The following is a 24,307-nucleotide window of genomic DNA, read 5'->3' on the forward strand; positions in this document are numbered from 1 at the left end:
CGCAGTTCCCGAAGAAGGCGACAAGCAAGACGCAGCCCGGCGCCGAGCGCAAGCACAAACCGTCATGAAACTCACCGAACGCCATCGCGCCTACTGGCGTCGCAACCTCGCGCTGACCCTATCCCTGCTGCTGATCTGGTTCGGCGTAACCTTCGTCGCCGGCTATTACGCCAGCACACTCAACCGGTTCGACTTCCTCGGGTTCCCGCTCGGGTTCTACCTGTTCGCCCAGGGGTCGCTGATCGCCTATCTCGCGATCATCGTCATCTACGTGTGGACGATGAACCGCCTGGATCGGCGCTATCGCGTCCACGAGCGCCGCTGAATAGGCGGCGGATGCACCGGCGCCGGGGCGCTCCCCGGCGCCCGGCGGGATTGCCGCCCTACTTGCCGGACGGCGCCGCTGCTTCGTCGGCGGACTTCTTCTTGCGCCCCCACGCCACCGGATGTGCATGGCGGCCGAGAATGAAATCGAACAGGAACTTGCTCCAGATCGTGATCCCCGCGGTTGAACTCCAGGTCTCGTAATCGAGGTGGGCGCTAACGACACCGAAGATCACGAACACGATCACCCCGCCGCACACCAGATTGAGTGCCGCGACAAAGGGAGCGAACTTTGCCGGATTCGCCGGCGGCACGCCGCGTCGGAGCGCGACTTCGGAAAAGTCTCCCCTGACGAGAATGCGCCAGGCCCGTCGCAGCCAGAAGAAGGCGATCGGGAACAAGGCCAGAAAAAGAATCCACGTCAGTACTACGCTTGGGTCCAGAACCATCGACTGCTCCAGTCACGGGAGGGGGCTGAACTTCTGCCACGCCCCGAAAGTGCCACAAAAGAAAGAACCCCGCCATCGCAGCCGCTGGCGAGGTTCTCCGCCAGCACCGCCCTTCGCGGAGGGGCGGTGCTGGCATTACTGCATGCTGCGCTGCTGCGCCTTGAATCAGTGCGCACCGCTGACCGCCTTCGCACCGCGCGGGATACGCACTTCCTCGACCAGGTGCTGGATGTGCTCGGGCGGCTCCTTGGTGACCTTATCCACCGCGAAGGCGACGGCGAAGTTCACCAGCGCGCCGATCGCGCCGAAGGCTTCCGGCGTGATGCCGAAGAAGGAGTTCGCCCCACCGATCAGGTCGAGATACTCGGTGCCCTTCACGAAGAACAAGCCCTTGTGCGCGAACACGTAGAACAGGGTGACGAGCAGGCCCGACAACATGCCGGCAATGGCGCCTTCCTTGTTCATCTTCTTCGAGAAGATGCCGAGCATGATCGCCGGGAACAGCGAGCTGGCGGCGATACCGAACGCCAGGGCCACGGTACCGGCCGCAAAACCCGGCGGGTTGAGGCCGAGGTAGCCGGCGAGCACAATCGCGAACACCATCGAGATCTTGCCCACAAGTAGCTCGTTCTTGTCCGAAATGTTGGGCGCGAACACGTTCTTCACCAGATCGTGCGAGACCGCCGACGAGATCGCCAGCAGCAGGCCGGCCGCCGTCGACAGTGCCGCCGCGATCCCGCCCGCCGCCACCAGCGCGATCACCCAGTTGGGCAGCAGGGCGATTTCCGGGTTGGCCATCACCATGATGTCGGCGTTCACCGTCAGCTCGTTGCCTTTCCAGCCGGCCTGTTCGACCTTCGACGCAACCTCGGCATTCTTGGTCTTGTCGTTGTAGTACTGGATGCGGCCGTCGCCGTTCTTGTCCTCCCACTGCAGCAGGCCGGTCTTTTCCCAGCGCGCCATCCAGGCCGGACGCTCGTCGTACTTCAGGCTCGCTTCCTCGGCGTACAGGTCGCCATTGGTGGCGATCGCGCTGTTCACCGTCTGGTGCAGGTTGAACTTGGCCATCGCCGCCACTGCCGGTGCAGTGGTGTACAGAATCGCGATGAAGACCAGCGCCCAGCCCGCGGAGTAGCGCGCATCGGATACTTTCGGCACGGTGAAGAAGCGGATGATGACGTGCGGCAGGCCCGCGGTACCGATCATCAGCGACACGGTGTAGACGAACATGTTGAGCGTGCTGCCCGGCACCGAGGTGGTGTATTCGGCGAAGCCGAGGTCGAGCACGACCTGGTTCAGGCGGTCGAGCAGGGTGGTGTCGGTGCCGACCAGGGTACCACCGAGGCCGAGCTGCGGCAGGAAGTTTCCGGTCAGGTTCAGCGAGATGAAGATCGCCGGAATGGTGTAGGCGAGAATCAGCACCACATACTGGGCAACCTGGGTGTAGGTGATCCCCTTCATCCCGCCGAACACCGCATAGGCGAACACGATGCCCATGCCGACGTAGATGCCGACCTCGTTGCTGACGCCGAGGAAGCGCGAGAACGCCACGCCGACGCCAGTCATCTGGCCGATCACGTAGGTGATCGAGGCCGTCAGCAGGCAGAACACCGCCACCGTGCTCGCGGTCTTCGAGTAGTAACGGTCGCCGATGAACTGGGGCACGGTGAACTTGCCGAACTTGCGCAGGTAGGGCGCCAGCCACATGGCGAGGATGACGTATCCGCCGGTCCAGCCCATCAGGAACAGCGAGCCGCCGTAGCCCATGTTGGCGATGAGGCCGGCCATCGAGATGAACGATGCGGCCGACATCCAGTCCGCCGCCGTCGCCATACCGTTGGTAACCGGGTGGACGCCGCCGCCAGCGACGTAGAATTCACTGGTGCTGCCGGCGCGTGCCCAGATCGCGATCCCGAGGTAAAGCGCGAAGGATGCGCCAACCACCAGGTAGGTCAGAGTCTGAAGATCCATGTGTGCCCCCGGTCAGTCTTCGTGAACGTCGAATTTGCGGTCGATCTCGCCCATCCTCTTCGCATAGAAGAAAATCAGCGCGATGAACACATAGATCGAACCCTGCTGCGCGAACCAGAAGCCGAGCGGATAGCCGCCGAGCTTGATGGTATCGAGCAGGGGCGCGAAGAGAATGCCAGCGCCATACGAAACCAGGAACCATACGATCATGATCTTGGTCAGGAGGCCCAGCGTGGCTTTCCAATAGCCTGTACTGTTGTTTTCCATAATGTCTCCTCGTCAGAAGTGTCACTCCCTACCGCATGGATCCGCCGGCAATGCGGCTTCATGCATACGACAGCGAGGGCATTATAGGAATATCAGTCTTACTTATTGCTTACAAAACCTTACCGCTTCCTGAACTACCGGAGCTGCCGCTGAGGCGCATACAAAAAACCCGCCAGCTCAATGCGATGGCGGGTTTTTCGGATCGGTGACGGTGCAATCGGGGGCGCCGCCGGCAGCGCACGATGCCTCACCTGCGGGCGATCATCACGGCGCCGACGCCGTCGCCCCGCCCTTGCTGGCACGGGGCGGGCACTGCACTCAGGCGCTCGCGGCGGCCAGCACGGCGTTCAAGGTGGCGCTCGGACGCATCACCGCGCGGCACTTGTCGGGATCGACAAGGTAATAGCCGCCGATGTCGGCCGGCTTGCCCTGGACCGCCTTCATTTCTGCAATGATCTTCTGCTCATTGTCGGCCAGCGTCTTGGCGAGCGGCGCGAAACGGGCCTGCAACTCTTTATCCTCGGTCTGTGCGGCCAGTTCCTGCGCCCAGTACATAGCCAGATAGAACTGGCTGCCGCGGTTGTCGAGCTCGCCGGTGCGGCGCGAAGGCGACTTGTCGTTCTCGAGCAGCTTGCCGGTAGCCTGGTCCAGTGTGCGGGCAAGGATCTTCGCCTTCTCGTTGCCGGTCTTGATGCCGAGATCCTCGAGCGAGACCGCCAGCGCGAGGAACTCGCCGAGCGAATCCCAGCGCAGGTGGTTTTCCTGGGTCAGCTGCTGCACGTGCTTCGGCGCCGAGCCGCCGGCGCCGGTCTCGTACATGCCGCCGCCGTTCATCAGCGGCACGATCGACAGCATCTTCGCCGAAGTGCCGAGCTCCATGATCGGGAACAGGTCGGTGAGATAGTCGCGCAGGATGTTGCCGGTCACCGAGATGGTGTCGAGGCCGCGGACGACGCGCTCGAGCGTATAACGCATCGCCCGCACCTGGCTCATGATCTGGATGTCGAGGCCGCTGGTGTCGTGGTCCTTCAGATAGGTGCGGACCTTCTTGATCAGCTCACTCTCGTGCGGACGATAGGGGTCGAGCCAGAAGATCGCCGGCATGCCGGAGTTGCGCGCGCGGGTCACGGCGAGCTTGACCCAGTCGCGGATCGGCGCATCCTTGACCTGGCACATGCGCCAGATGTCGCCCGCCTCGACGTTCTGGCTCAGCAGCACCTCGCCAGTGGCGAGGTCGGTGATGTTGGCGACGCCCGCCTCGGCGATCTCGAAGGTCTTGTCGTGCGAGCCGTATTCCTCGGCCTTCTGCGCCATCAGGCCGACGTTCGGCACCGTGCCCATCGTGCGCGGATCGAAGTTGCCATTCCATTTGCAGAAGTTGATCATCTCCTGGTAGATGCGGGCGAAGGTCGACTCCGGCATCACGCACTTGCTGTCGTACTGCTTGCCGTCGGCGCCCCACATCTTGCCGCCCTGGCGGATCATCGCCGGCATCGAGGCGTCGACGATGATGTCGTTGGGCGAGTGGAAGTTGGTGATGCCCTTGGCCGAGTCGACCATCGCCAGCTCGGGGCGGTGCTCGTGGCAGGCGTGCAGGTCGCGGATGATCTCGTCGCGCTTGGATTCGGGCAGGGTCTTGATCTTGTCGTAGAGATCGACCATGCCGTTATTCACGTTGATGCCGAGCTCGTCGAACAACTTGCCGTGCTTCTCGAAGGCGTCCTTGTAGTAGATCTTCACGCAGTGGCCGAAAACGATCGGGTGCGAGACCTTCATCATCGTCGCCTTGACGTGCAGCGAGAACAGGATCCCGGCCTCGCGGCAGTCGTCGAGCTCCTTCTCGTAGAACTCGCACAGCGCCTTCTTGCTCATGAACATCGAGTCGATGATCTCGCCGTCCAGCAGCGCGACCTTGGGCTTGAGCACGATGGTCTTGCCCGACTGCGTGATGAGCTCCATCTTGACGTCGCGCGCCTTATCCAGCGTCATCGACTTTTCGCCGTGGTAGAAGTCGCCGTGATGCATGTGCGAGACGTGGGTCTGGGACCACTGCTTCCATTCGCCCATCGAGTGCGGGTACTTCCTGGCGTAGTTCTTGACCGCGGCCGGCGCGCGGCGGTCGGAGTTGCCTTCGCGCAACACCGGATTGACCGCCGAGCCCAGGCACTTGCCGTAGCGGGTCTTGATCGCCTTTTCCTCGTCGGTCTTGGGATCGTCCGGGAGGTCGGGAATCTTGTATCCCTTCTCCTGCAGTTCCTTGATGCACGCCTTGAGCTGCGCGACCGACGCGCTGATGTTCGGCAGCTTGATGATGTTGGTCTCGGGCAGCAGGGTCAGGCGGCCGAGTTCGCCGAGCGTGTCCGGCACTTTCTGCGCGTCGCTCAGGTATTCCGGGAATTCGGCCAGGACACGGGCGGCCACCGAAATGTCGGCCTCATCGACCTGGATGCCGGCGGGACCGGTGAAGCTGCGGATGACCGGCAGGAAGGCCGCGGTCGCCAGCATGGGGGCTTCATCGGTGATGGTATAGATGATGGTCGGCTGCTGCGAAGACATGGCTTTTCTCCCTCGTTGTTGTCTTGATAGAGCTGATCGAACGATGCGCGAGCGGGCCACGACGCGGTACGACACGACCGCGCCGGGCTCGTTGAAAGGCATTGGAAACGCAGAACTGCGGCTGCGACGGCGCATCGACCCACGCCCCGTCCTTCGGTGCAGCCACTGCCGGCGCTCTCGCGGCCTGGCTGCTCCGCGATCCCTGGCGACTCCCAACCGACTTCTCGAGCACGCCATTATAGCGCTGCGACCACCCTCCGATGCCAGAAGTAAAAATAGATTTCACTATATGAAAAAATACAGCAGACAAAAGATAGAAGACACATGACTTCGGCCGCTGTCCCCTGCGCCCTGCACAAGGCGCCGCGGGAGTCCGCGGAGTGGCGAAGCCGGCTCGACGCGGCGCACGAGCGCGTCCGGCTGTACGACCGCCGGGGCGACGACATCGCCACCCGCCTGCTATTGACGGCGTCCAGTTTCGGCACAAATCCGACGGCGACGTTCATGTGATGAATGCGTAGCGCCCACGTGACTTTCTCGATCCGGTGGAGGATTGTGCGTAGCCAAGGGCGTTGAAGGGCGCCCGAAGAGCGACTGGAAACGCTCCCGTCACCAGCCCAGCTCGAGCATCCACGGCCCCTCGCCGGCCGCAAGAGCCTTGCGTACGTAGTCGATGGTGGCCTCCGGCAATGCGTCCGGAGCGTGCCAGGCCAGGCGGTCGCACTTGTCGGGCTCGAGGATCGCGGGCTCGCCTTCGAAGCGGCGGGCGCGGACAAAGAAATCGATGCGGTTGGTGTCCGAACGCCGATGCACCACGCCCATCCAGGCGAGGTCGCGCTCCTCCACCCGCAGACCGAGTTCCTCGCGCACTTCACGCTGCGCCGTGGCCAGCACCGACTCGTCCGCTTCGACGTGCCCGCCCGGCAGGCTGTACAGCCCGTCGAAGAACCCCGTCCCCGCCCGGCGCATCAGCAGCAGCCGCCCTTCGCGCTCGCACAGCACGTGCACGCCGGTGGGAATGCCCGCATGCCGCATCAATGTTTGCCGGTACTGCCGAAACCGTCCGCGCCGCGCGCGCTGGCATCGAACGCCTCGACCAGGTTGAAGCCGACCTGCAGCACCGGAACCACGACCAGTTGCGCGATCCGCTCCATCGGCTGGATCGTGAAGCTCGCCCGCCCACGGTTCCATACCGAAACGAAGATCTGCCCCTGGTAGTCGGAGTCGATCAGGCCGACCAGGTTGCCCAGCACGATGCCGTGCTTGTGCCCCAGGCCCGAACGCGGCAGCACCATCGCCGCCAGCCCGGGGTCGGCGAGGTGGATCGCCAGCCCGCTCGGCACCAGCGTCGTTTCGCCCGGGTGCAGCGTGATCGGCCCCGGCAGGCAGGCGCGCAGATCGAGCCCCGCAGCCCCCTCGGTAGCATAGGCCGGCGGATGGGTCTTCAGGCGCTCATCGAGCAGTTTCACATCGATTCGATGCATCTCGGTTCTCCCCCGCCTGCCGCGCGCCGCTGCGGCGACAGGCGCATTGTGCCGTTCCTGCCGGTGCCCTGCGACACCGGCGCCTCAACGCCCGGACTGGGCGAGCAAAGTAGCGAGGTGGGCGACGATCGCGCGCGCCACCTCCGCCTTCGGCGCGCGCGCCAACGGGTGCCGGCCGGCATCGTCATAGAGGACGACGGTGTTGTCCTCGCCCCCCATGCCGTCACCGATCAGGTTGCCCACCACCAGCGGCAGGCGCTTGCTCCGTCGCTTGCCTTCGGCATAAGCATCGAGGTCGCGGCTCTCCGCCGCGAACCCCACGCAGAACGGCGCATCGGCGCGCGCCGCCACTTCGGCCAGAATGTCCGGGTTCGGCGTCAGGGACAAGGTCAGCGCCTCGCCACTTTTCTTGATTTTATGCTCCGCCACCTCCTGCACCCGGTAATCGGCCACCGCCGCGACTCCGATGAACACGTCGGCCCCGGGCAAGGCCTCGGTCACCGCCGCGCGCATCTGCAGCGCACTGGCGACGGCCACACAGCGCACCTGCGCCGGCACCGGCAGACTCACCGGCCCGCTCACCAGCACCACTTCGGCGCCGGCCTGGGCGCAGGCGCGCGCCAGCGCGTAGCCCATTTTTCCCGAGCTGGTGTTGGTGATGCCGCGCACCGGGTCGATCGCCTCGAAGGTCGGTCCGGCGGTCAGCACGACCTTGCGTCCGGCCAGCAGCTTCGGCACGAAGAATCCTTCGAGGCACTCCAGAATGCCCTCGGCCTCGAGCATCCGCCCCATTCCGGTCTCGCCGCAGGCCTGTTCGCCGGCCGCGGGATTGAAGACCGTCACCCCGTCGCTGCGGATCAGAGCCATGTTGCGCTGCGTCGGCGGCGACTCCCACATCTGCCGGTTCATCGCTGGTGCGACGATCAGCGGCACGTCGCGCGCCAGGCACAGCGTGCTCAGCAGATCATCGGCCAGGCCATGGGCGAGACGGGCGATGAAATCCGCCGTTGCCGGCGCCACCAGAATCGCATCGGCGTTCCGCCCGAGATCGATGTGCGCCATGTTGTTCGGCACGCGCGCGTCCCAGAGGTCGGACCACACCGGGTTGCCGGACAGCGCCTGGAACGTCACCGGCGTCACGAAACGCGCCCCGGCAGCGGTCAGCACCACGTGCACATCGGCACCGGCTTTCCCCAGCAGGCGGACGAGCTCGGCTGATTTGTAGGCCGCGATCCCTCCCGAAACGCCAAGTACGATCTTCCTGCCGTGCAGAATATTCATGCCATTCGCCTATACTTTATGCATCGCGAGAACACATACACGCCTTCCCGCTCCCTGTCCAACCCACTCCGCGGAGACTTCGACCCATGGCAATCACCGACTGGCCCGAAAACGAACGCCCGCGCGAAAAGCTGCTCGCACGCGGCGCGGCCGCCCTTTCCGACGCCGAACTGCTGGCGATCTTCCTGCGCGTGGGCGTGCGCGGCATGAGCGCGGTCGACCTTGCCCGCTGCCTGATCACCCGCTTCGGCAGCCTCACCCGGATGTGCGCCGCACATGCGGACGACTTCATCACGGTGCCGGGCATGGGGCTGGCGAAGTATGCCCAACTGCAGGCAGCGATGGAACTGGCGCGGCGCGCGCTGACCGAGACCCTGGGCGAGCGCACCCTCTTCGACTCGCCTCAGGTCGTGCGCGACTGGTTGCGCCTGCGCCTGGGCCATCTGCCGCACGAAACCTTTTGCGTGATGCTGCTCGACGCCCGCCACTGCCTGATCGAAGCCATCGACCTTTTCCGTGGCACCCTCACCCAGACCAGCGTTTACCCTCGCGAAGTGGTCAAGATCGCACTCTCCCACAACGCCGCCGCCGTGATCTTCGCCCACAACCACCCCTCGGGAGCCGCCGAACCCAGCAGCGCGGACGAACTGCTGACGAGAACGCTGAAGGACGCTCTCGGCCTCGTTGACATCCGGGTCCTCGACCATTTTGTCGTTCCCGCCCATGGCGCACCGCTCTCGTTTGCCGAACGCGGCCTTCTGTAGAGTACAGAGTAGGCTGCCGCTGCACTCCACACGACACACGGGGCTTGCCTTTCCGGTGCGGATTGCACTATCCTCTTGCGTTTTCCGCAATCAGAATTCCCTGGAGCATCATATGGCTCGCGTCTGCCAAGTGACCGGTAAAGCACCGATGGTGGGAAATAACGTTTCCCACGCCAACAACAAAACCAAGCGCCGTTTCCTGCCCAACCTGCAGAACCGTCGTTTCTGGAGCGAAAGCGAAAACCGCTGGATCCGGCTGCGCGTGTCCAACGCCGCGCTGCGCACGATCGACAAGAAAGGCATCGACGTCGTCGTTGCCGAGCTTCGCGCCCGTGGCGAGAAGCTGTAAGCAACCGAACTGAACGGAGAAGGCCATGGCCAAGGGCATTCGCGAAAAGATCAAGCTGGAATCGACCGCCGGCACGGGTCATTTCTACACCACCACCAAGAACAAGCGCACCACCCCGGGCAAGCTCGAATTCAGCAAGTACGACCCCGTCGCCCGCAAGCACGTGCCGTACAAGGAAATCAAGCTGAAGTAACGCCACACTGCCCGCCCCACCCTCCCCCCGATGCCGGGACGGAGTTCACGGGGACGGCGGCAGGGCCGGCAGAAATCGCTGGCATAGCAGATCCTCCGCAGAAGCGGGCAGCGCTCCAGAAAGCATAAAGGCCATCTCGTCGATGGCCTTTATGTTTTCTGCGCCCCGCCTGCCATCCCGTGACGGAATGGCAGGCGGGGCGCCTCCCCTCATTCAAGCGCGCTGAATATTGGAAGCCTGCTTGCCCTTGGGACCCTGGGTCACGTCGAAGGACACTTTATCGCCTTCCTTCAGACTCTTGAAACCGCTCATGTTGATCGCGGAAAAATGTGCGAACAGGTCCTCGCTTCCATCATCAGGAGTGATGAAGCCGAAACCCTTGGAATCGTTGAACCACTTCACGGTACCAGTTGCCATATTGCTCGAATCCCTCAAAGTTACTTTTCGTGACCTTTCCGGCGCGCCGGAATCGGTCCCAGTAGCGGCGCTGACAGTGGCTTGAACCGCCCCCGGAAAACCCCAGGGATCACGCTCGGGCCTGCGCACGCCCTAGCTTTTACGCATTCGCCCGGGCACCGTCAACGACCTTTCCGCACATTCGCATACTGCATTGCGCCATAACGGACCGCAAAAATCCCTCAGCCCCCTGCGCTTGTTTCTGTTTCAAAGATGATTCCGCCATTTTCCGCATTGCACAACCAGCGCCTTCGGTGTTGTTTTTCTTCCCACCGAAGACGGACGAAAATGTGTCGGAGCGCCACTCAATCACCACAGCCATGGTGCTGTTGCACTCTGCTTCGGCTCCATTAGAATGAGTTCCATGGGTACCCGGAAACAAGACCAACTCGTACTGGACGCAAGGCGGACGCGCGCCGGACCGCCGCCACTGTACAAAGTGCTGCTGCTCAACGACGACTACACCCCAATGGATTTCGTCATCGTCGTGCTGCAGAAATATTTCGGCATGGACCGCGAACGGGCCACGCGCGTGATGCTCCAAGTCCATAGAGAGGGCATGGGGATATGCGGAACCTTCCCGCGGGACATCGCCACGACCAAGGTCGAGCAGGTCGCCTCGTTTGCTCGTCAGCATCAACATCCGCTGGCATGCGTGATGGAGGAAAACTAAATGATCGCGCAAGAGCTTGAAGTCAGCCTGCACATGGCCTTTGTCGAGGCGCGGCAGAAGCGCCACGAGTTCATCACGGTCGAGCATTTGCTGCTGGCACTGCTGGACAACCCCTCGGCCGCCGAAGTGCTGCGCGCCTGCGCTGCCAATCTGGATGAACTTCGGCGCGAACTGACCAGTTTCATCGACGAGCACACTCCGCGCATCGAAGGCACGGACGATATCGACACCCAGCCTACGCTGGGCTTCCAGCGCGTCATCCAGCGCGCGATCCTGCACGTCCAGTCTTCGGGCAAGAAGGAAGTCACCGGTGCGAACGTGCTGGTGGCCATCTTCGGCGAGAAAGACTCGCATGCGGTTTATTTTCTGCAGCGGCAGAACATCTCCCGCCTCGATGTCGTCAACTTCATCTCCCACGGCATTGCCAAGGCACCGCCCCAGAATGCCGGCCAGCAAGGCCATGGCGAGGGCGAGCAGGCCGAACCCGAGCAGGAAGACAAGCAGGCCGGCGGCGCGCTCGACAGCTACACCCAGAACCTCAACCAGCAGGCCTTGGTCGGCAAGATCGATCCCTTGATCGGGCGCGAGAAAGAAGTCGAACGCGTGATCCAGACCCTGTGCCGCCGGCGCAAGAACAACCCCTTACTGGTCGGCGAGGCCGGCGTGGGCAAAACCGCCATCGCCGAAGGGCTCGCACGCCGGATCGTCGAGGGCCATGTGCCGGAAATTCTCGAAAACGCGCAGGTGTTCGCCCTCGACATGGGCGCCCTGCTCGCCGGCACCAAGTACCGCGGCGATTTCGAGCAGCGGCTGAAGGCCGTGCTGAAGCAGCTCATCGAGAACCCCAACGCGATCCTGTTCATCGACGAAATCCACACCTTAATCGGCGCCGGCGCCGCTTCTGGCGGCACCCTCGATGCGTCCAACCTGCTCAAGCCGGCACTGTCATCCGGTCAGCTGAAGTGCATTGGTGCGACCACCTACAACGAGTTCCGCCAGATCTTCGAGAAGGACCACGCGCTCTCGAGGCGCTTCCAAAAGATCGACGTGGTCGAGCCCTCGGTGGCCGAGACGGTGGAAATCCTGAAGGGGCTCAAGAGCCGCTTCGAGGAGCATCACGGCATCAAGTATTCCAGCTCGGCACTGTCGAGTGCGGCCGAACTGTCGGCGAAGTACATCAACGACCGCCATCTGCCCGACAAGGCGATCGACGTCATCGACGAAGCCGGTGCAGCCCAGCGCATTCTCCCCAAGTCACGGCAGAAGAAGACCATCGGCAAGAACGAGATCGAGGAGATCGTCGCCAAGATCGCGCGCATCCCGCCCCGTACGGTATCGAACGACGACAAGGCCGCATTGAAGACGCTCGAGCGCGATCTGAAGAACGTGGTCTTCGGCCAGAACGCTGCCATCGATGCCCTCGCCAAGGCGATCAAGATGTCGCGCTCCGGCCTCGGCAACCCGCACAAGCCGATCGGCTCCTTCCTGTTCTCCGGTCCGACCGGCGTCGGCAAAACCGAGGTCGCTCGCCAGCTCGCCTACACGCTGGGCATCGAGCTGGTCCGCTTCGACATGTCGGAGTACATGGAGCGCCACGCTGTCAGCCGGCTCATCGGCGCACCTCCGGGCTATGTCGGTTTCGACCAGGGCGGCCTGCTGACCGAGCAGATCACCAAGAAACCGCACTGCGTGCTGCTGCTCGACGAAATCGAGAAAGCGCACCCGGACATCTACAACATCCTGCTGCAGGTGATGGACCACGGCACGCTGACCGACAACAACGGCAGGCAGGCCGATTTCCGCAACGTGATCCTGATCATGACCACCAACGCCGGAGCGGAGACGATGCAGAAGTCGGTGATCGGTTTCTCGGCCAAGCGCGAGACCGGCGACGAGATGGCCGACATCAAGCGCCTATTCACGCCCGAGTTCCGCAACCGCCTGGACGCGATGATCTCGTTCAAGGCACTCGACAACGACGTCATCCTGCGCGTGGTCGACAAGTTCCTGATGCAGCTCGAGGCCCAGTTGCACGAGAAGAAGGTGGACGCCCACTTCACCGACGACCTCAAGGCCTGGCTGGCCGAAAAGGGCTTCGATCCGCTGATGGGCGCACGCCCGATGGCGCGCCTGATCCAGGACACCATCCGCGCTGCACTGGCCGACGAGCTGCTGTTCGGCCGGCTTGCCAGCGGCGGCAAGGTCACCATCGATCTCGACGACAACGACAAGGTAAAACTGCTTTTCGAGGAAACCGAAGCGACACCAGCCTGACCCCCGCCGGCAAGGCGCTCGCCCATTCGGGCACTGAGCGGCATGCACCTCCGAGGAGGCGCATGCCGTTTTTCCGTCCGCTGGTGCCGTCCCGCCCCTGCTCCCTCTTGCCCCTTGCCCATAGCCGTCGTTTATCATGCGCGCTGGTCGCGACCCCGCGCCCATCCCCGATCAACACAGGAGCATGCATGAACATCCAGACAGCCGATCTCTGCGACGCCCATGAGGACAAGCTCGCCGTCGTCGCCCCGATGTTCGCCAGTTATGGCGGACGCAGCGCCTTCGGCGGACCGATCACCACGCTGAAACTTTTCGAGGACAACTCTCTTGTCCGCAAGGTCCTCGAAGGCCCGGGCGCCGGCCGCGTCCTGGTGATCGATGGCGGTGCCTCGATGCGCTGCGCCCTGGTCGGCGACCAGCTCGCCGAACTGGCGGTGAAGAACGGCTGGGCGGGCGTCCTCGTCTATGGTTGCATCCGCGACTCGAAGGCGATCGGCGAGATGGATCTCGGCGTCTTCGCCCTCGGCACCCACCCGCGCAAGACCGTCAAGCGCAACATCGGTGAAATCGACCTGGCCGTCAGTTTCGGGGGAGTGACCTTCCATCCCGGACACTATGTCTATGCCGACGAAGACGGCGTCGTCGTTTCCGCATCGGCACTGCTTTGACCTCCGCCGGGCCTGCCAGCCGTCCCCCGGAGGGTCGACAGCCCGCTTGCAGCCCGCCCGAATTTATTTCATAAGGCTCGACGGCGTTTCATTTCGTGAAATTCGTGCTTCAAACAGCTGTTTTTAAAGCGCAAGATTTTTTCTTATGTCTTATATAAGACATATTGCTGCGGAGCAGGATGCCTCCTATACTTCTTCCTCATCTGCAGCGTGTCTTCACCTTCGACATCGTTGCAGCAGGAACACCGCGGCGAAGCCCGCATCGGCCGCGATGGTTGAACCCTCCGTACTGACAAGGAAGCATCATGACCCTGACCCGCGAACAACAAATCGCCGCCCTGGAAAAAGACTGGGCTGAAAACCCCCGTTGGAAAGGCGTCAAGCGCGGCTATTCCGCTGCCGACGTCGTTCGCCTGCGCGGCAGCCTGCAGCCCGAATACACCCTGGCCCAGCGCGGCGCGCAGAAGCTGTGGGAAAAGGTCAACGGCGGCGCCAAGAAGGGCTACGTGAACGCCTTCGGCGCGATCACCGCCGGTCAGGCGATGCAGCAGGCCAAGGCCGGCCTCGAGGCCGTGTATCTGTCCGGCTGGCAGGTCGCCGCCGACGGCAACACCTCCGAGACCATGTACCCCGACCAGTCGCTGTACGCCTACGACTCGGTGCCGACCATGGTCCGCCGCATCAACAACACCTTCAAGCGTGCCGACGAAATCCAGTGGGGGCGCGGCATCAACCCGGGCGACAAGGAATTCGTCGACTACTTCCTGCCGATCGTCGCTGACGCGGAAGCCGGTTTCGGCGGCGTGCTGAACGCCTTCGAACTGATGAAGAACATGATCGCCGCCGGCGCCGCCGGGGTGCACTTCGAAGACCAGCTGGCAGCCGTGAAGAAGTGCGGCCACATGGGCGGCAAGGTCCTGGTCCCGACCCAGGAAGCGTGCGAAAAGCTGATCGCCGCCCGCTTCGCCGCTGACGTCATGGGTGTGCCGACGCTGATCCTGGCCCGTACCGACGCCGAAGCCGCCAACCTGCTGACTTCGGACCACGACGCCAACGACAAGCCCTTCTGCACCGGTGAGCGCACCCAGGAAGGCTTCTACCGCGTCAAGAACGGCCTTGAGCAGGCCATCAGCCGCGGCATCGCCTACGCGCCCTACGCCGACCTGGTGTGGTGCGAAACCGGCACGCCCGACCTCGGCTTCGCCCGCGAATTCGCCCAGGCCGTGCTCGCCGCCAACCCCGGCAAGCTGCTGTCGTACAACTGCTCGCCGTCGTTCAACTGGAAGAAGAACCTCGACGACAAGACCATCGCCAAGTTCCAGGACGAGCTCTCGGCACTGGGCTACAAGTACCAGTTCATCACCCTCGCCGGCATCCACGTCAACTGGTTCAACACCTTCAAGTTCGCCCACGCTTACGCCCGCGGCGAAGGCATGAAGCACTACGTCGAGATGGTCCAGGAGCCGGAATTCGCCGCCCGCGAGCAGGGTTACACCTTCGTCTCGCACCAGCAGGAAGTCGGCGCCGGCTACTTCGACGACGTCACCACCGTGATCCAGGGCGGTTCGTCCTCGGTGAAGGCACTGACCGGCTCGACCGAAGAAGAGCAGTTCCACTGAGAACCGTAGCGGCGGCGCGGCCGGACCGCGCTGCTGCTGTGAAATCGGGCCGGCAGAAGAAGGACATCCTCTTCAGCCGGCTCGTGAAAAGGCCGACACTCCGCCTGGAGTATCGGCCTTTTTATTGGTGCTCTCCGTACCACTGCCTTCGAAAAACGGGGAAGGGCAGCGACCGCCCGGCGCAAAATCTCGGGGGTGGTCCGCTGCGCCTGCAAAATGGAGCCCCGAGCCCTCCAGCGTCGCCGCCTTCCTGGTGAAAAGCGCCCGACGCCGGCCCGTCGCTCAATTACATTCCGCGCCCGTCGCGCGCCCCACCCCGCTCATGGCGCATGCCGTGCCCTCCTTTGCCGCCTTGCGGGCCGAAGGACTTGAACTCGGCATCGAACACGGTCTTTTGCGCATCGCCCAGCGTGGCATAGAACGTTTCCACCGACTTGCGCGCACCGGCCATCTCCGACTGACGCAGCGCGCTCATTTCCTCCATGCGCTGCATGCGCTCGATCGCCGTCTTCGGCTGCTCGGCGCTGCGCCGCTCGGCCATCTGTGCAGTCATGCGCTCGGCACGTGCCAGCATGTCGGCCTTGAACGTGGCGAAAGCCGCTTTCTGCTCCGGGCTCAGCACCAGGGCGAGTTCCAGTTGCGCCAGGCGCAGCTCAGCGCGCTCGGCCATTTTCGCTTTCATCCGCTCGGGCTCCATCTGCGACCATCCGCCCTTCTCTCCGCGCATGCCATCGCAGTGGCCGCCCCATGCCAGCGCAGCCGTGGTTCCAAGGGCGCCGGCGCTGATGACGGCAGCGGCGATCGAAGTCTTGATCCAGGTTTTCATGATCCATCTCCTTCCAGGTCGATAATCGGTGTTGCCCGTGCGTTCAGGCGACGGATTGATTACAGCACCCGGATGTAAGCAGGATTTATCGGCAGACTTGGCTTTTGCAGCACAGTGTCTCGGCCCCCCGCCCGGATACGCTGGGATACAAAGGCGCCCCCCTCAACCCTTAAGATGGGCGCCATGGAGAACGACCGATGAGCCAGCAAGACCACATCCTGATCGTCGACGACGACCGCGAGATCCGCCACCTGCTCGCCGATTACCTCGAAAAACAAGGTCTGCGGTGCACGGCCGTGGCCGATGGGCGGGAGATGAAGAGCGCGCTCGAACAGCACCGCATCGACCTCATCGTGCTCGACGTGATGATGCCGGGCGACGACGGCCTGACCCTGTGCCGCAACCTGCGCGCCAGCGGCAGCCCCCATGCCAACACGCCGATACTGATGCTGACCGCGCGCGGCGAGGACATGGACCGCATCCTCGGCCTGGAGATGGGGGCCGACGACTATCTGGCGAAACCTTTCGTACCGCGCGAACTCTATGCGCGCATCCGCGCCGTGCTGCGCCGTACCCGGGCGCTGCCGCCCAATCTGGAGGCGACGCCTCCGGCCAATGCCCGCGAACTTCGGTTCTCCCACTGGCGGCTGGACACCGTCAATCGTCACCTGATCGATACCGACGGTACCGTCGTGGCGCTCTCCGGTGCCGAGTACCGGATCCTCAGCGTATTCCTGTCCCATCCGCAGAAAGTGCTGTCGCGCGACCAGCTGATGGAACTGACCCAGGGGCGCGAAGCCGACGTCTTCGATCGCTCGATCGATCTGCTCGTCAGCCGTGTGCGCCAGCGCCTGGGCGACAGCGCGCGCGAACCGACGATCATCAAGACGGTGCGCAACGAAGGCTATGTCCTGGCCGCTGAAGTGGCTGCGACCGGAACCCGCGCGGAAACCGGCCGATGAACCTGCCGTGGCCGCGCAGCCTGTTTGCCCGCCTGATCCTGATCTGGCTGGTCGGCATCACCCTGGTGCTGGCAGTGAGCCTGGCCCTGTTCCTCGGCGAGCGCGAGCGCATCGGCCGCAGCGCGCTGTTCGAGGGCGTGGCGCAGGAAGTTGCCGCCGCTGCCGACCTGCTCGACCGGATGTCGCCGCCGGAGCGGGAACGCTGGATCGACGAATTCGGCCGCCGCCGCCTGCGCCTGAGCCTGAGGCCCTTGCGCGACGGCTTGCATGCGCTCGGCGCAGAGCACCCGCTTCATGCCGCCTTGCGCAGCGCGATGCCCGCCCGCCCGTTCGCCCTCTTCATTCATCCGCACAATGGCCGGCCGCATCCGGTGCTGCTGATCACCTTGCAACTTGCCGACGGTGCCCACGTACAGGTCCGCCTGCCCGACATCGCGCCGATGCCGCCGATCCGCCCCCCTCAACCCGAACGCCTGTTCGCCGCACTGGCCGCGCTGGTCGCGGGAGTCGGCCTGCTCACCTGGATCGCGGTGCGCCTGGCGACTCGGCCGCTGTCGCGCATGGCCGCCGCCGCCCGCGCCCTGGGCGAGGACCCCGGACGGGCGCCGATGGACACCCGCGGCCCGACCGAAGTCACCCAGGCCGCCGCCGCCTTCAATCAGATGCAGCAGCGTATCCAGGAGCACGTAACCGAGCGCACCCGCATCCTGGCGGCGATCTCGCACGATCTGCAAACACCGATCACCCGTCTGCGCCTGCGCGCCGAACTGGTCGATGACGTAACCTTGCGCAGCCGCATTCAGTCCGACCTGGATGCGATGCAGGGGCTGGTGAAGGAAGGGCTCGCCTACGCCCGCAGTCTCGACGAGCGCGCCCCTCCCCAGCCGATCGAACTCGTCCAGCTGCTGCAGGCGCTCGCCGAAGACGCGCACGACATGGGATGGACGGTGCGCCTCCACGGAGCACTCTCCCAGGCCCGCGTCGACGGCAACCCCTCGGCGCTGCGCCGGGCGCTGTGGAACCTGATCGAAAACGGGATCAAGTTCGGCGGCGAAGTCGACATCGAGCTGGCGGCGATCGCCAGCGGCTTCGAGATCCGCATCCGCGACCATGGCCCGGGGCTGCCCGAGGCAGAACTGGAAAAAGTGTTCAATCCGTTCTATCGCACCGAAGCGTCGCGCAACCGTGAGACCGGCGGCACCGGACTCGGTCTCGCGATCGCCCGCAACCTGCTGCGCGGCCAGCATGGCGAAGTCAGCCTGCGCTCCCTTCCAGAGGGTGGGCTGGAAGCGCGCGTCACCCTCGATACGCGCCAACCCGCTCCCGGCAGGTAGCGAACGGTCGGGCGTCCGGCGAGACCTGCCCCGAGGAAGCAGCAATGTGGTTCAATTCCGAGCCGCGACGCTGCAATGCACAAAAAAGCCATGCCTGCCTTCTGGATGATCGTTTCCTGCTTTCTGTTCGCCTGCATGGGCGTATGTGTGAAGCTCGCCGCAGTCGACTTTTCCACCGGCGAAACCGTGCTCTACCGCGGTTTTGTCAGCATGCTGATCATGGCCGTGCTGGCGCTGGCCCAGCGCATCCCGCTGAGTACGCCACACTGGCGTCTGCAGCTTTCACGCAGTCTGTCGGGTTCGATTGCGCTGGCCTGTTACTTCTTCGCTATCGGCCTGCTGCCGCTGGCGACCGCGGTCACGCTGAATTACACCTCACCAATTTTCGTCGCCCTCCTCCTGGTGCTGCTCCTTGGCGAGCGCCTGCGCTGGCCGGCGCTGCTCGCGGTGCTGATCGGCTTCATCGGCGTGGCGCTTTTGCTGCGTCCCACGCTGCAGCCCGATCAATGGCCCGGAGCGCTCGCCGGACTGGGCTCGGGCGCAGTCGCCAGTCTCGCCTACATCAGCGTGCGCGAACTGGGCCGCGTCGGCGAACCCGAAGTACGCACCGTATTCTGGTTTTCGCTGACAACCTCGCTCGTCGGGCTGTCGTGGACGCTCGCCACCGGCTTCCACCTTCCCGCCCCGGGCCAGCTCATGACCCTGCTCGGGATCGGGCTGTTCGGCGGTCTCGCACAGCTGGCGATGACGCGCTCCTACCGTTACGGGCGCACCGTGGTCTCGGCCAACCTGAGCTACGCCACGGTGGTCTTCGCCAGCCTGTTCGGGGTGTTGATATGGGACGAAGCCATGCCATCTTCATCGTGGCTGGCAATCGCCCTGATCGTCGCCAGCGCTATCCTGATCTCGCTCGCCACGCGCAGACCCGGCTCCCCGGCGCAACGGGCGCCGGCGTCCTCCCGACCCGCCGGCGATTGAGCAGGAAGCCCGGCAGGGCTATAGTTGTTCCATCCCGCGCCACTTCACGGAGACTGTCATGATCAGTACCGAACACACCGACCGACTGGCTGCGATCACGGTTTTCGGCGAATTCACGCTGGCCGACTACAAGGAATTCGAGGAGCTGGTCAATTACAAGATCCAGTTCAACGGTGCCCTCGACCTGTTGTTCGATCTGCGCGAGATGGCCGGCTTCACTCTCGACGTGGCCTGGGAGGAAATCAAGTTCTCCCGCCAGCATGCGCACGACTTCCGCCGCATCGCGGTGCTCACCGAAGACCAGTGGCTGACCTGGAGCGCCTGGGTTTCGCAACTCTTCGTCGACGCCGAGGTACGCGTCTTCAGTGACGAAAGCGAAGCGCGCAGCTGGCTGGCCGCGGGCGAAGCCAGCGAGGCCGTGCCGTGAGTGCGTCCTATGCCACCTTGATCGGGGCGGCCGATCTGGCGCAGCACATCCGCGATCCGGACTGGATCGTATGCGACTGCCGCTTCGATCTCGGCAACCCCGATTTCGGCTACCAGGCCTATCTCGCCGGCCATCTGGCAGGAGCCTACTTCCTCGATCTCGACGAGGATCTGTCGGGTGCAAAAAACGGCGCCAACGGACGCCACCCACTTCCCGATCCCGCCCGCCTGGCCGCCCGTCTGGCCACATGCGGAATCGGCAATCACAGCCAGGTCGTCGCCTACGACGACGCCTGCGGAATGTTCGCTTCCCGCCTGTGGTGGTTGATGCGCTGGCTCGGCCATCGCCGCGTCGCCGTACTCGACGGCGGGCTGCAAGCCTGGATCGGCTGCGGGCAGGCGATCGACTACGAGCAGCCCGAGCCCCGTCCGAACACCTATACGTTGGCGCTGCGCTCCGACCGGGTGGAAGCCGACTACGTCTTCGAACATCTGGGGCGCCCCGACATGCTGCTCATCGACGCACGCAGCCCCGATCGCTTCCGCGGTGAAAATGAAGTGCTCGACCCGATCGGCGGGCACATTCCCGGCGCGATCAACCGCCCTTACCGCGACAACCTTGACGAACACGGCTGCTTCAAGCAAGCCTCGGTGCTGCGGGAAGAATTCGGCGCGCTGCTGCAGGGACGCAGCCCGCGCACGGTCGTGCACCAGTGCGGCTCGGGCGTCACCGCGTGCGCCAACATCCTGGCGATGGAGGCCGCCGGCCTGACCGGCTCCCGGCTCTACGCGGGCTCGTGGAGCGAGTGGTGCACCGACCCGCGGCGACCGGTCGCCCGCGGCCCGGCCTGAAATCGCCGCCCGGGGGACGTCCTCACTCCTGCCTCGCCACACCGGCAGGCACCGTTTCCGCTACCAGTCGACTTTTTCGACCGCGCCGAGCGAGCGCCCCAGAAAACGCTCCCCGATCGTCTGAAAGCGCAAAGGCACATCGCTGACAACGAAGCGGTATTCGGCCGCCCCGCCCGTGGTGCGGGCGGGCCCGGCGTCCTGCAGGTGGCGGGCGGCGAGTTCAGCAATGGTGAGGGCCGAATCGATCATCCGCACGCGCGGCCCGACCACGTCCCGCAGCAGAGGTTTGAGCAAGGGGTAATGGGTGCAGCCCAGCACCAGGCTGTCGACCTCCTCGGCGAGCACCGGGCGCAGGTATTCCTGCGCGGTCAGGCGGGTCACTCGATGCTCGAGCCAGCCCTCCTCCACCAGCGGCACGAACAGGGGGCAGGCCTGCGAATACACCTGCACCGAAGGATCGAGCTCGTGCATCCGCCGGGCGTAGGCGTTGCTGTTGATCGTCGTCGGCGTGCCGATCACGCCCACGCGGCGCCCCGCCGAATCGGCCACCGCGGCGCGGGCACCGGCTTCGATCACGTCGAGGACCGGAATGTCGGCGGCCAGCCGGTGCACGACTTCAGCCGCGACCGCCGCCATCGTATTGCAGGCGATGACCAGCATCTTGACGTCGCGCTGGAGCAGGAACTCGGTGATCTGCGCGGTAAAGTGCTCGATGGTGGCGACCGACTTCACCCCATACGGCACGCGTGCCGTATCACCGAAATAGATAATGCTTTCCAGCGGCAGGCGCTCCATCAGCGCCCGCACCACAGTGAGCCCGCCGACCCCCGAGTCGAACACCCCGATCGGGCGCATTGCCGCCGACCGGCTCAACACCGCCTCCGGCGCACCGCACGACCACCACGTTCGCTCGAGGCGGCGCTCAAGACAGCACCACCGCAGCGAACTTGCGCTTGCCCACCTGCAGCACCACGGTCTCGCCGGCCGACAGCAGCAAGCCTTTGTCCTCGACACGTTCGCCGTTCAGGCGTACCCCGCCCTGCTCGACCATCCGCATCGCCTCGGAAGTGGTGCCGGTCAGCCCGGCTTGCTTGAGGACCTGGAACAGGGGCAGCCCGGCTTCCCCGACATCAACCCGGACTTCGGGCAGGTCATCGGGAATCGCATTGCGCTGGAAGCGCGCCTCGAAATCCGCCAGCGCCTCCTCGGCGGCCGCCGCGCCGTGAAAGCGGGCGACGAACTCCTGCGCCAGCATCACTTTGACATCGCGCGGATTGCGCCCGGCGTCGACCTCGCGGCGCAGCGCGGCGATTTCCGCGCTGGAGCGAAACGACAGCAACTCGTAGTAACGCCACATCAGGGTATCGGACACCGACATGGTCTTGCCGAAGATTTCCTTCGCCGGCTCGGCGATGCCGATGTAGTTGCCCAGCGATTTCGACATCTTGTTGACCCCGTCCAGGCCTTCGAGCAGCGGCACCATCACCACGCATTGCGGCTCCTGCCCGTAGTGCTTCTGCAACTCGCGCCCCATCAGCAGGTTGAAACGCTGGTCCGTTCCGCCCAGTTCGACATCGGCCCGCATCGCCACCGAATCGTAACCCTGGCACAGCGGGTAGAGGAACTCGTGGATCGCGATCGGCTGGTTGTTGCCGTAGCGCTTGGCGAAGTCGTCGCGCTCGAGCATCCGCGCCACGGTCTGCTGCGCGGCCAGCCGGATCATTCCCGCCGCCCCCAGCCCTTCCATCCACGACGAGTTGAAGCAGATCTCGGTCTTTTCCGGGTCGAGGATCTTGAACACCTGCTCCTGGTAGGTCTTCGCGTTATCCAGGATCTGCTCGCGCGACAGCGGCGGGCGCGTGCTGTTCTTGCCGCTCGGGTCGCCGATCATGCCGGTGAAGTCGCCGATCAGGAACAGCACGTCATGGCCGAGTTCCTGGAAGTGGCGCATCTTGTTGATCAGCACGGTGTGTCCCAGGTGGAGGTCGGGCGCGGTCGGATCGAAGCCGGCCTTCACCCGCAGCGGACGGCCGCGTTTCAGCTTTTCGACCAGTTCGGCCTCGACCAGCAGGGCATCGGTGCCGCGCTTGATCAGTTCGATCGCAGCCTGAACATCACTCATTGAATTTCTCCAAAAATACCTTCCCGAACAAGTCGATTACTTTGCTACACTCGCGGAAATTTTTTGCCTATCCAAGCCTACCGTGTCCATGAAGGCCAGAAAGACCCGAATTCTAGCCGATCTACCGGCCCGACTCCTCACCCGCCCGCGCAACTGGCTCTTCGGCGGCGTGGCCGGTGCTTCCTTGCTCGGTGTCGTCGCCGCCACCGCGGTCGCTCCCGGGACGAGCATCGCAGACATCCCGTTTGCGCGCGTCGTCGAAACCTTGCCGGTGCCGGCGCTCGTTCCCGAGCCGGCGCATGACTTGCCGTTCGTGCATAGCGATCGGATTCAGCCGGGCGACACCTTGCAGTCGATTTCCCGCCGTGTCGGCATCCACGATGCCGAAGCGCTCGACATGCTGTCAGGCTCGGAGCAGGGCCGCCAGGCCCTCCGCCAGCTGCGCGCAGGACGCTCGGTGACTGCCGTTGTTCATGCCGACGGGCGCATCGCATCGTTCAGCCTGCCGCTCGGCAACACCGGCCGGCAACTGATCGTCGAACGTGGCGAGAACGGCCTGGCGTTGCGCGAGGGGGACGACGGCACGCAGCTGACGATGATCGAAATGCGCTCCGGCACGATCTCGAACTCCCTGTTCGGCGCCACCGACGCGGCCGGCGTGCCCGACAGCGTCGCCAATCAGCTGGTCGATCTGTTCGGCACCACGATCGATTTCCATACCGATCTGCGCAGTGAAGATCGCTTCAACGTGATCTACGAGTCGATCCACGCGGACGGCAATCCGGTTCGTGCCGGCCGCATTCTCGCCGCCGAGTTCATCAACAACGGGACACGCCATGCGGTCGTGCTCTACCGCGGCCCCAGCGGCAAGGACCAATACTACACGGATGACGGCCGCAGCCTGCGCCAGGGCTTCCTGCGCTCTCCGCTGGAGTTTTCCCGGGTCAGCTCGAGCTTCGGGCGACGCCTGCACCCCATCCACCGGAGCTGGCGCAAGCACAACGGCACCGATTTTGCCGCACCGCGCGGAACGCCCGTAAAAGCCACTTCCGACGGCACAGTGGACTTTGTCGGAACGCAGAACGGCTACGGCAAGATCGTCATCCTCAAGCACCGCAACAACGTCGCTACCGCTTACGCCCACCTCAACGGATTCGTCGGCGGCCTGCGCAATGGGCAGGCCATCAGCCAGGGAGATCCCATCGGTTACGTGGGTTCGACCGGCTGGGCCACCGGCCCGCATCTCCACTACGAGGTCCGCATCAACAACGTACCCAAGGACCCGATGACCGTCGCCCTGCCAATGGCCGACGCGCTGAGCCCTCGGGAACTCATCGCGTTTCGCCAGGAGACCGCTCCGCTGCGCGAACGCTTCGCACTGCTCAATTACGAGCTCGCCAGCGCGGACTGACCCCGGGCAGTGCCCGCGTGCAGAGAGCCAGGCGGATGTAGTCAAGGCAACGGGCGCTGCAGCGCCCG

At 64.4% G+C, this 24,307-nt stretch carries 26 protein-coding genes; 15 read left to right on the forward strand and 11 right to left on the reverse strand.

Going from position 1 to position 24,307, the window contains the following annotated elements:
* The first annotated feature begins 64 nt into the window (after positions 1–64).
* Complete coding sequence (locus Tharo_RS11680; RefSeq protein ID WP_107221352.1) at positions 65–325, forward strand: DUF4212 domain-containing protein; 261 nt, start codon at positions 65–67, stop codon at positions 323–325.
* Between the two features lie 58 nt (positions 326–383).
* Here the strand turns inward: Tharo_RS11680 and Tharo_RS11685 are convergent, their stop codons facing one another.
* The 4 genes from Tharo_RS11685 to Tharo_RS11700 all read right to left on the reverse strand — a co-directional run bounded on the left by Tharo_RS11685 (position 384) and on the right by Tharo_RS11700 (position 5,567).
* Positions 384–773 (reverse strand): hypothetical protein, encoded by a 390-nt coding sequence (locus Tharo_RS11685; protein ID WP_107221353.1) that lies wholly within the window; start codon positions 771–773, stop codon positions 384–386.
* Positions 774–938: 165 nt separating this feature from the next.
* Positions 939–2,744, reverse strand: coding sequence for a sodium:solute symporter family protein (locus Tharo_RS11690; RefSeq protein WP_107221354.1), 1,806 nt, complete (start codon positions 2,742–2,744; stop codon positions 939–941).
* Between the two features lie 12 nt (positions 2,745–2,756).
* Positions 2,757–3,011 carry a DUF4212 domain-containing protein gene (locus Tharo_RS11695; RefSeq protein WP_107221355.1) on the reverse strand — a complete coding sequence of 85 codons (255 nt, stop codon included), beginning with the start codon at positions 3,009–3,011 and terminating at the stop codon, positions 2,757–2,759.
* A gap of 318 nt (positions 3,012–3,329) precedes the next feature.
* Positions 3,330–5,567, reverse strand: a complete 2,238-nt coding sequence (locus Tharo_RS11700) for an NADP-dependent isocitrate dehydrogenase (protein WP_107221356.1) — start codon at positions 5,565–5,567, stop codon at positions 3,330–3,332.
* Positions 5,568–5,891: 324 nt separating this feature from the next.
* Between Tharo_RS11700 and Tharo_RS11705 the strand changes: the two genes are divergently transcribed.
* Positions 5,892–6,077: a hypothetical protein gene (locus Tharo_RS11705; RefSeq protein ID WP_107221357.1), complete on the forward strand. Its 186-nt coding sequence runs from the start codon at positions 5,892–5,894 to the stop codon at positions 6,075–6,077.
* Between the two features lie 99 nt (positions 6,078–6,176).
* On the opposite strand, the gene Tharo_RS11710 is transcribed toward Tharo_RS11705, so the two are convergent.
* From Tharo_RS11710 to coaBC, 3 genes are all read right to left on the reverse strand, one after another.
* The gene (locus tag Tharo_RS11710) at positions 6,177–6,602 is read right to left on the reverse strand and encodes an NUDIX hydrolase (RefSeq protein WP_107221358.1); all 426 of its coding nucleotides are present in this window, start codon (positions 6,600–6,602) and stop codon (positions 6,177–6,179) included.
* Positions 6,602–7,051: a dUTP diphosphatase gene (gene dut / locus Tharo_RS11715; protein WP_075149295.1), complete on the reverse strand. Its 450-nt coding sequence runs from the start codon at positions 7,049–7,051 to the stop codon at positions 6,602–6,604. The genes Tharo_RS11710 and dut overlap by 1 nt, the downstream gene beginning before the upstream one ends.
* 84 nt (positions 7,052–7,135) lie before the next feature.
* Complete coding sequence (coaBC, locus tag Tharo_RS11720) at positions 7,136–8,332, reverse strand: bifunctional phosphopantothenoylcysteine decarboxylase/phosphopantothenate--cysteine ligase CoaBC (RefSeq protein WP_107221359.1); 1,197 nt, start codon at positions 8,330–8,332, stop codon at positions 7,136–7,138.
* Positions 8,333–8,418: 86 nt separating this feature from the next.
* Here coaBC and radC point away from each other — a divergent pair, with 86 nt between their 5' ends.
* The 3 genes from radC to rpmG all read left to right on the forward strand — a co-directional run bounded on the left by radC (position 8,419) and on the right by rpmG (position 9,638).
* Complete coding sequence (gene radC / locus Tharo_RS11725; RefSeq protein WP_107221360.1) at positions 8,419–9,096, forward strand: RadC family protein; 678 nt, start codon at positions 8,419–8,421, stop codon at positions 9,094–9,096.
* Positions 9,097–9,208: 112 nt separating this feature from the next.
* Positions 9,209–9,445: a 50S ribosomal protein L28 gene (gene rpmB, locus Tharo_RS11730; RefSeq protein ID WP_075149298.1), complete on the forward strand. Its 237-nt coding sequence runs from the start codon at positions 9,209–9,211 to the stop codon at positions 9,443–9,445.
* A gap of 25 nt (positions 9,446–9,470) precedes the next feature.
* Positions 9,471–9,638 (forward strand): 50S ribosomal protein L33, encoded by a 168-nt coding sequence (rpmG, locus tag Tharo_RS11735; RefSeq protein ID WP_107221361.1) that lies wholly within the window; start codon positions 9,471–9,473, stop codon positions 9,636–9,638.
* Between the two features lie 213 nt (positions 9,639–9,851).
* On the opposite strand, the gene Tharo_RS11740 is transcribed toward rpmG, so the two are convergent.
* Positions 9,852–10,055, reverse strand: a complete 204-nt coding sequence (locus Tharo_RS11740) for a cold-shock protein (RefSeq protein ID WP_075149300.1) — start codon at positions 10,053–10,055, stop codon at positions 9,852–9,854.
* Positions 10,056–10,458: 403 nt separating this feature from the next.
* Between Tharo_RS11740 and clpS the strand changes: the two genes are divergently transcribed.
* The 4 genes from clpS (at position 10,459) to aceA (ending at position 15,328) form a co-directional block, all read left to right on the forward strand.
* A complete protein-coding gene (gene clpS, locus Tharo_RS11745; protein WP_107221362.1) occupies positions 10,459–10,767 on the forward strand; it encodes an ATP-dependent Clp protease adapter ClpS in 309 nt (102 codons plus the stop codon).
* Positions 10,768–13,041 (forward strand): ATP-dependent Clp protease ATP-binding subunit ClpA, encoded by a 2,274-nt coding sequence (gene clpA, locus Tharo_RS11750; protein WP_107221363.1) that lies wholly within the window; start codon positions 10,768–10,770, stop codon positions 13,039–13,041. It begins immediately after the preceding gene.
* Positions 13,042–13,229: 188 nt separating this feature from the next.
* Positions 13,230–13,709 (forward strand): ribonuclease E activity regulator RraA, encoded by a 480-nt coding sequence (gene rraA, locus Tharo_RS11755; RefSeq protein WP_107221364.1) that lies wholly within the window; start codon positions 13,230–13,232, stop codon positions 13,707–13,709.
* A gap of 305 nt (positions 13,710–14,014) precedes the next feature.
* Positions 14,015–15,328: an isocitrate lyase gene (gene aceA, locus Tharo_RS11760; RefSeq protein WP_107221365.1), complete on the forward strand. Its 1,314-nt coding sequence runs from the start codon at positions 14,015–14,017 to the stop codon at positions 15,326–15,328.
* 286 nt (positions 15,329–15,614) lie between these two features.
* Here the strand turns inward: aceA and Tharo_RS11765 are convergent, their stop codons facing one another.
* A complete protein-coding gene (locus Tharo_RS11765) occupies positions 15,615–16,154 on the reverse strand; it encodes a Spy/CpxP family protein refolding chaperone (RefSeq protein WP_107221366.1) in 540 nt (179 codons plus the stop codon).
* A gap of 197 nt (positions 16,155–16,351) precedes the next feature.
* Between Tharo_RS11765 and Tharo_RS11770 the strand changes: the two genes are divergently transcribed.
* The 5 genes from Tharo_RS11770 to Tharo_RS11790 all read left to right on the forward strand — a co-directional run bounded on the left by Tharo_RS11770 (position 16,352) and on the right by Tharo_RS11790 (position 20,706).
* Positions 16,352–17,116 (forward strand): response regulator, encoded by a 765-nt coding sequence (locus Tharo_RS11770; RefSeq protein WP_107221367.1) that lies wholly within the window; start codon positions 16,352–16,354, stop codon positions 17,114–17,116.
* Positions 17,113–18,450 (forward strand): ATP-binding protein, encoded by a 1,338-nt coding sequence (locus Tharo_RS11775; RefSeq protein ID WP_107221368.1) that lies wholly within the window; start codon positions 17,113–17,115, stop codon positions 18,448–18,450. Before Tharo_RS11770 ends, Tharo_RS11775 begins: the two co-directional genes overlap by 4 nt.
* Positions 18,451–18,540: 90 nt before the next feature.
* Positions 18,541–19,428 (forward strand): DMT family transporter, encoded by an 888-nt coding sequence (locus Tharo_RS11780; protein ID WP_107222404.1) that lies wholly within the window; start codon positions 18,541–18,543, stop codon positions 19,426–19,428.
* 58 nt (positions 19,429–19,486) lie between these two features.
* Positions 19,487–19,855, forward strand: a complete 369-nt coding sequence (locus Tharo_RS11785; protein WP_107221369.1) for a SpoIIAA family protein — start codon at positions 19,487–19,489, stop codon at positions 19,853–19,855.
* Positions 19,852–20,706: a sulfurtransferase gene (locus tag Tharo_RS11790; RefSeq protein ID WP_107221370.1), complete on the forward strand. Its 855-nt coding sequence runs from the start codon at positions 19,852–19,854 to the stop codon at positions 20,704–20,706. The genes Tharo_RS11785 and Tharo_RS11790 overlap by 4 nt, the downstream gene beginning before the upstream one ends.
* Before the next feature lie 60 nt (positions 20,707–20,766).
* Here the strand turns inward: Tharo_RS11790 and murI are convergent, their stop codons facing one another.
* Together murI and tyrS are read right to left on the reverse strand one after the other, a co-directional pair.
* Positions 20,767–21,561 carry a glutamate racemase gene (murI, locus tag Tharo_RS11795; RefSeq protein WP_107221371.1) on the reverse strand — a complete coding sequence of 265 codons (795 nt, stop codon included), beginning with the start codon at positions 21,559–21,561 and terminating at the stop codon, positions 20,767–20,769.
* A 67-nt stretch (positions 21,562–21,628) separates the two neighbouring features.
* Entirely contained in the window at positions 21,629–22,828 is a 1,200-nt protein-coding gene (gene tyrS, locus Tharo_RS11800) for a tyrosine--tRNA ligase (RefSeq protein WP_107221372.1), read from the reverse strand.
* 88 nt (positions 22,829–22,916) lie between these two features.
* On the opposite strand from tyrS, the gene Tharo_RS11805 reads away from it, so the two are divergent.
* Positions 22,917–24,239: a M23 family metallopeptidase gene (locus tag Tharo_RS11805; RefSeq protein WP_107221373.1), complete on the forward strand. Its 1,323-nt coding sequence runs from the start codon at positions 22,917–22,919 to the stop codon at positions 24,237–24,239.
* The last annotated feature ends 68 nt before the right edge of the window (positions 24,240–24,307 follow it).

It is taken from the genome of Thauera aromatica K172 (genome assembly GCF_003030465.1).
Taxonomy (GTDB): Bacteria; Pseudomonadota; Gammaproteobacteria; order Burkholderiales; family Rhodocyclaceae; genus Thauera; species Thauera aromatica.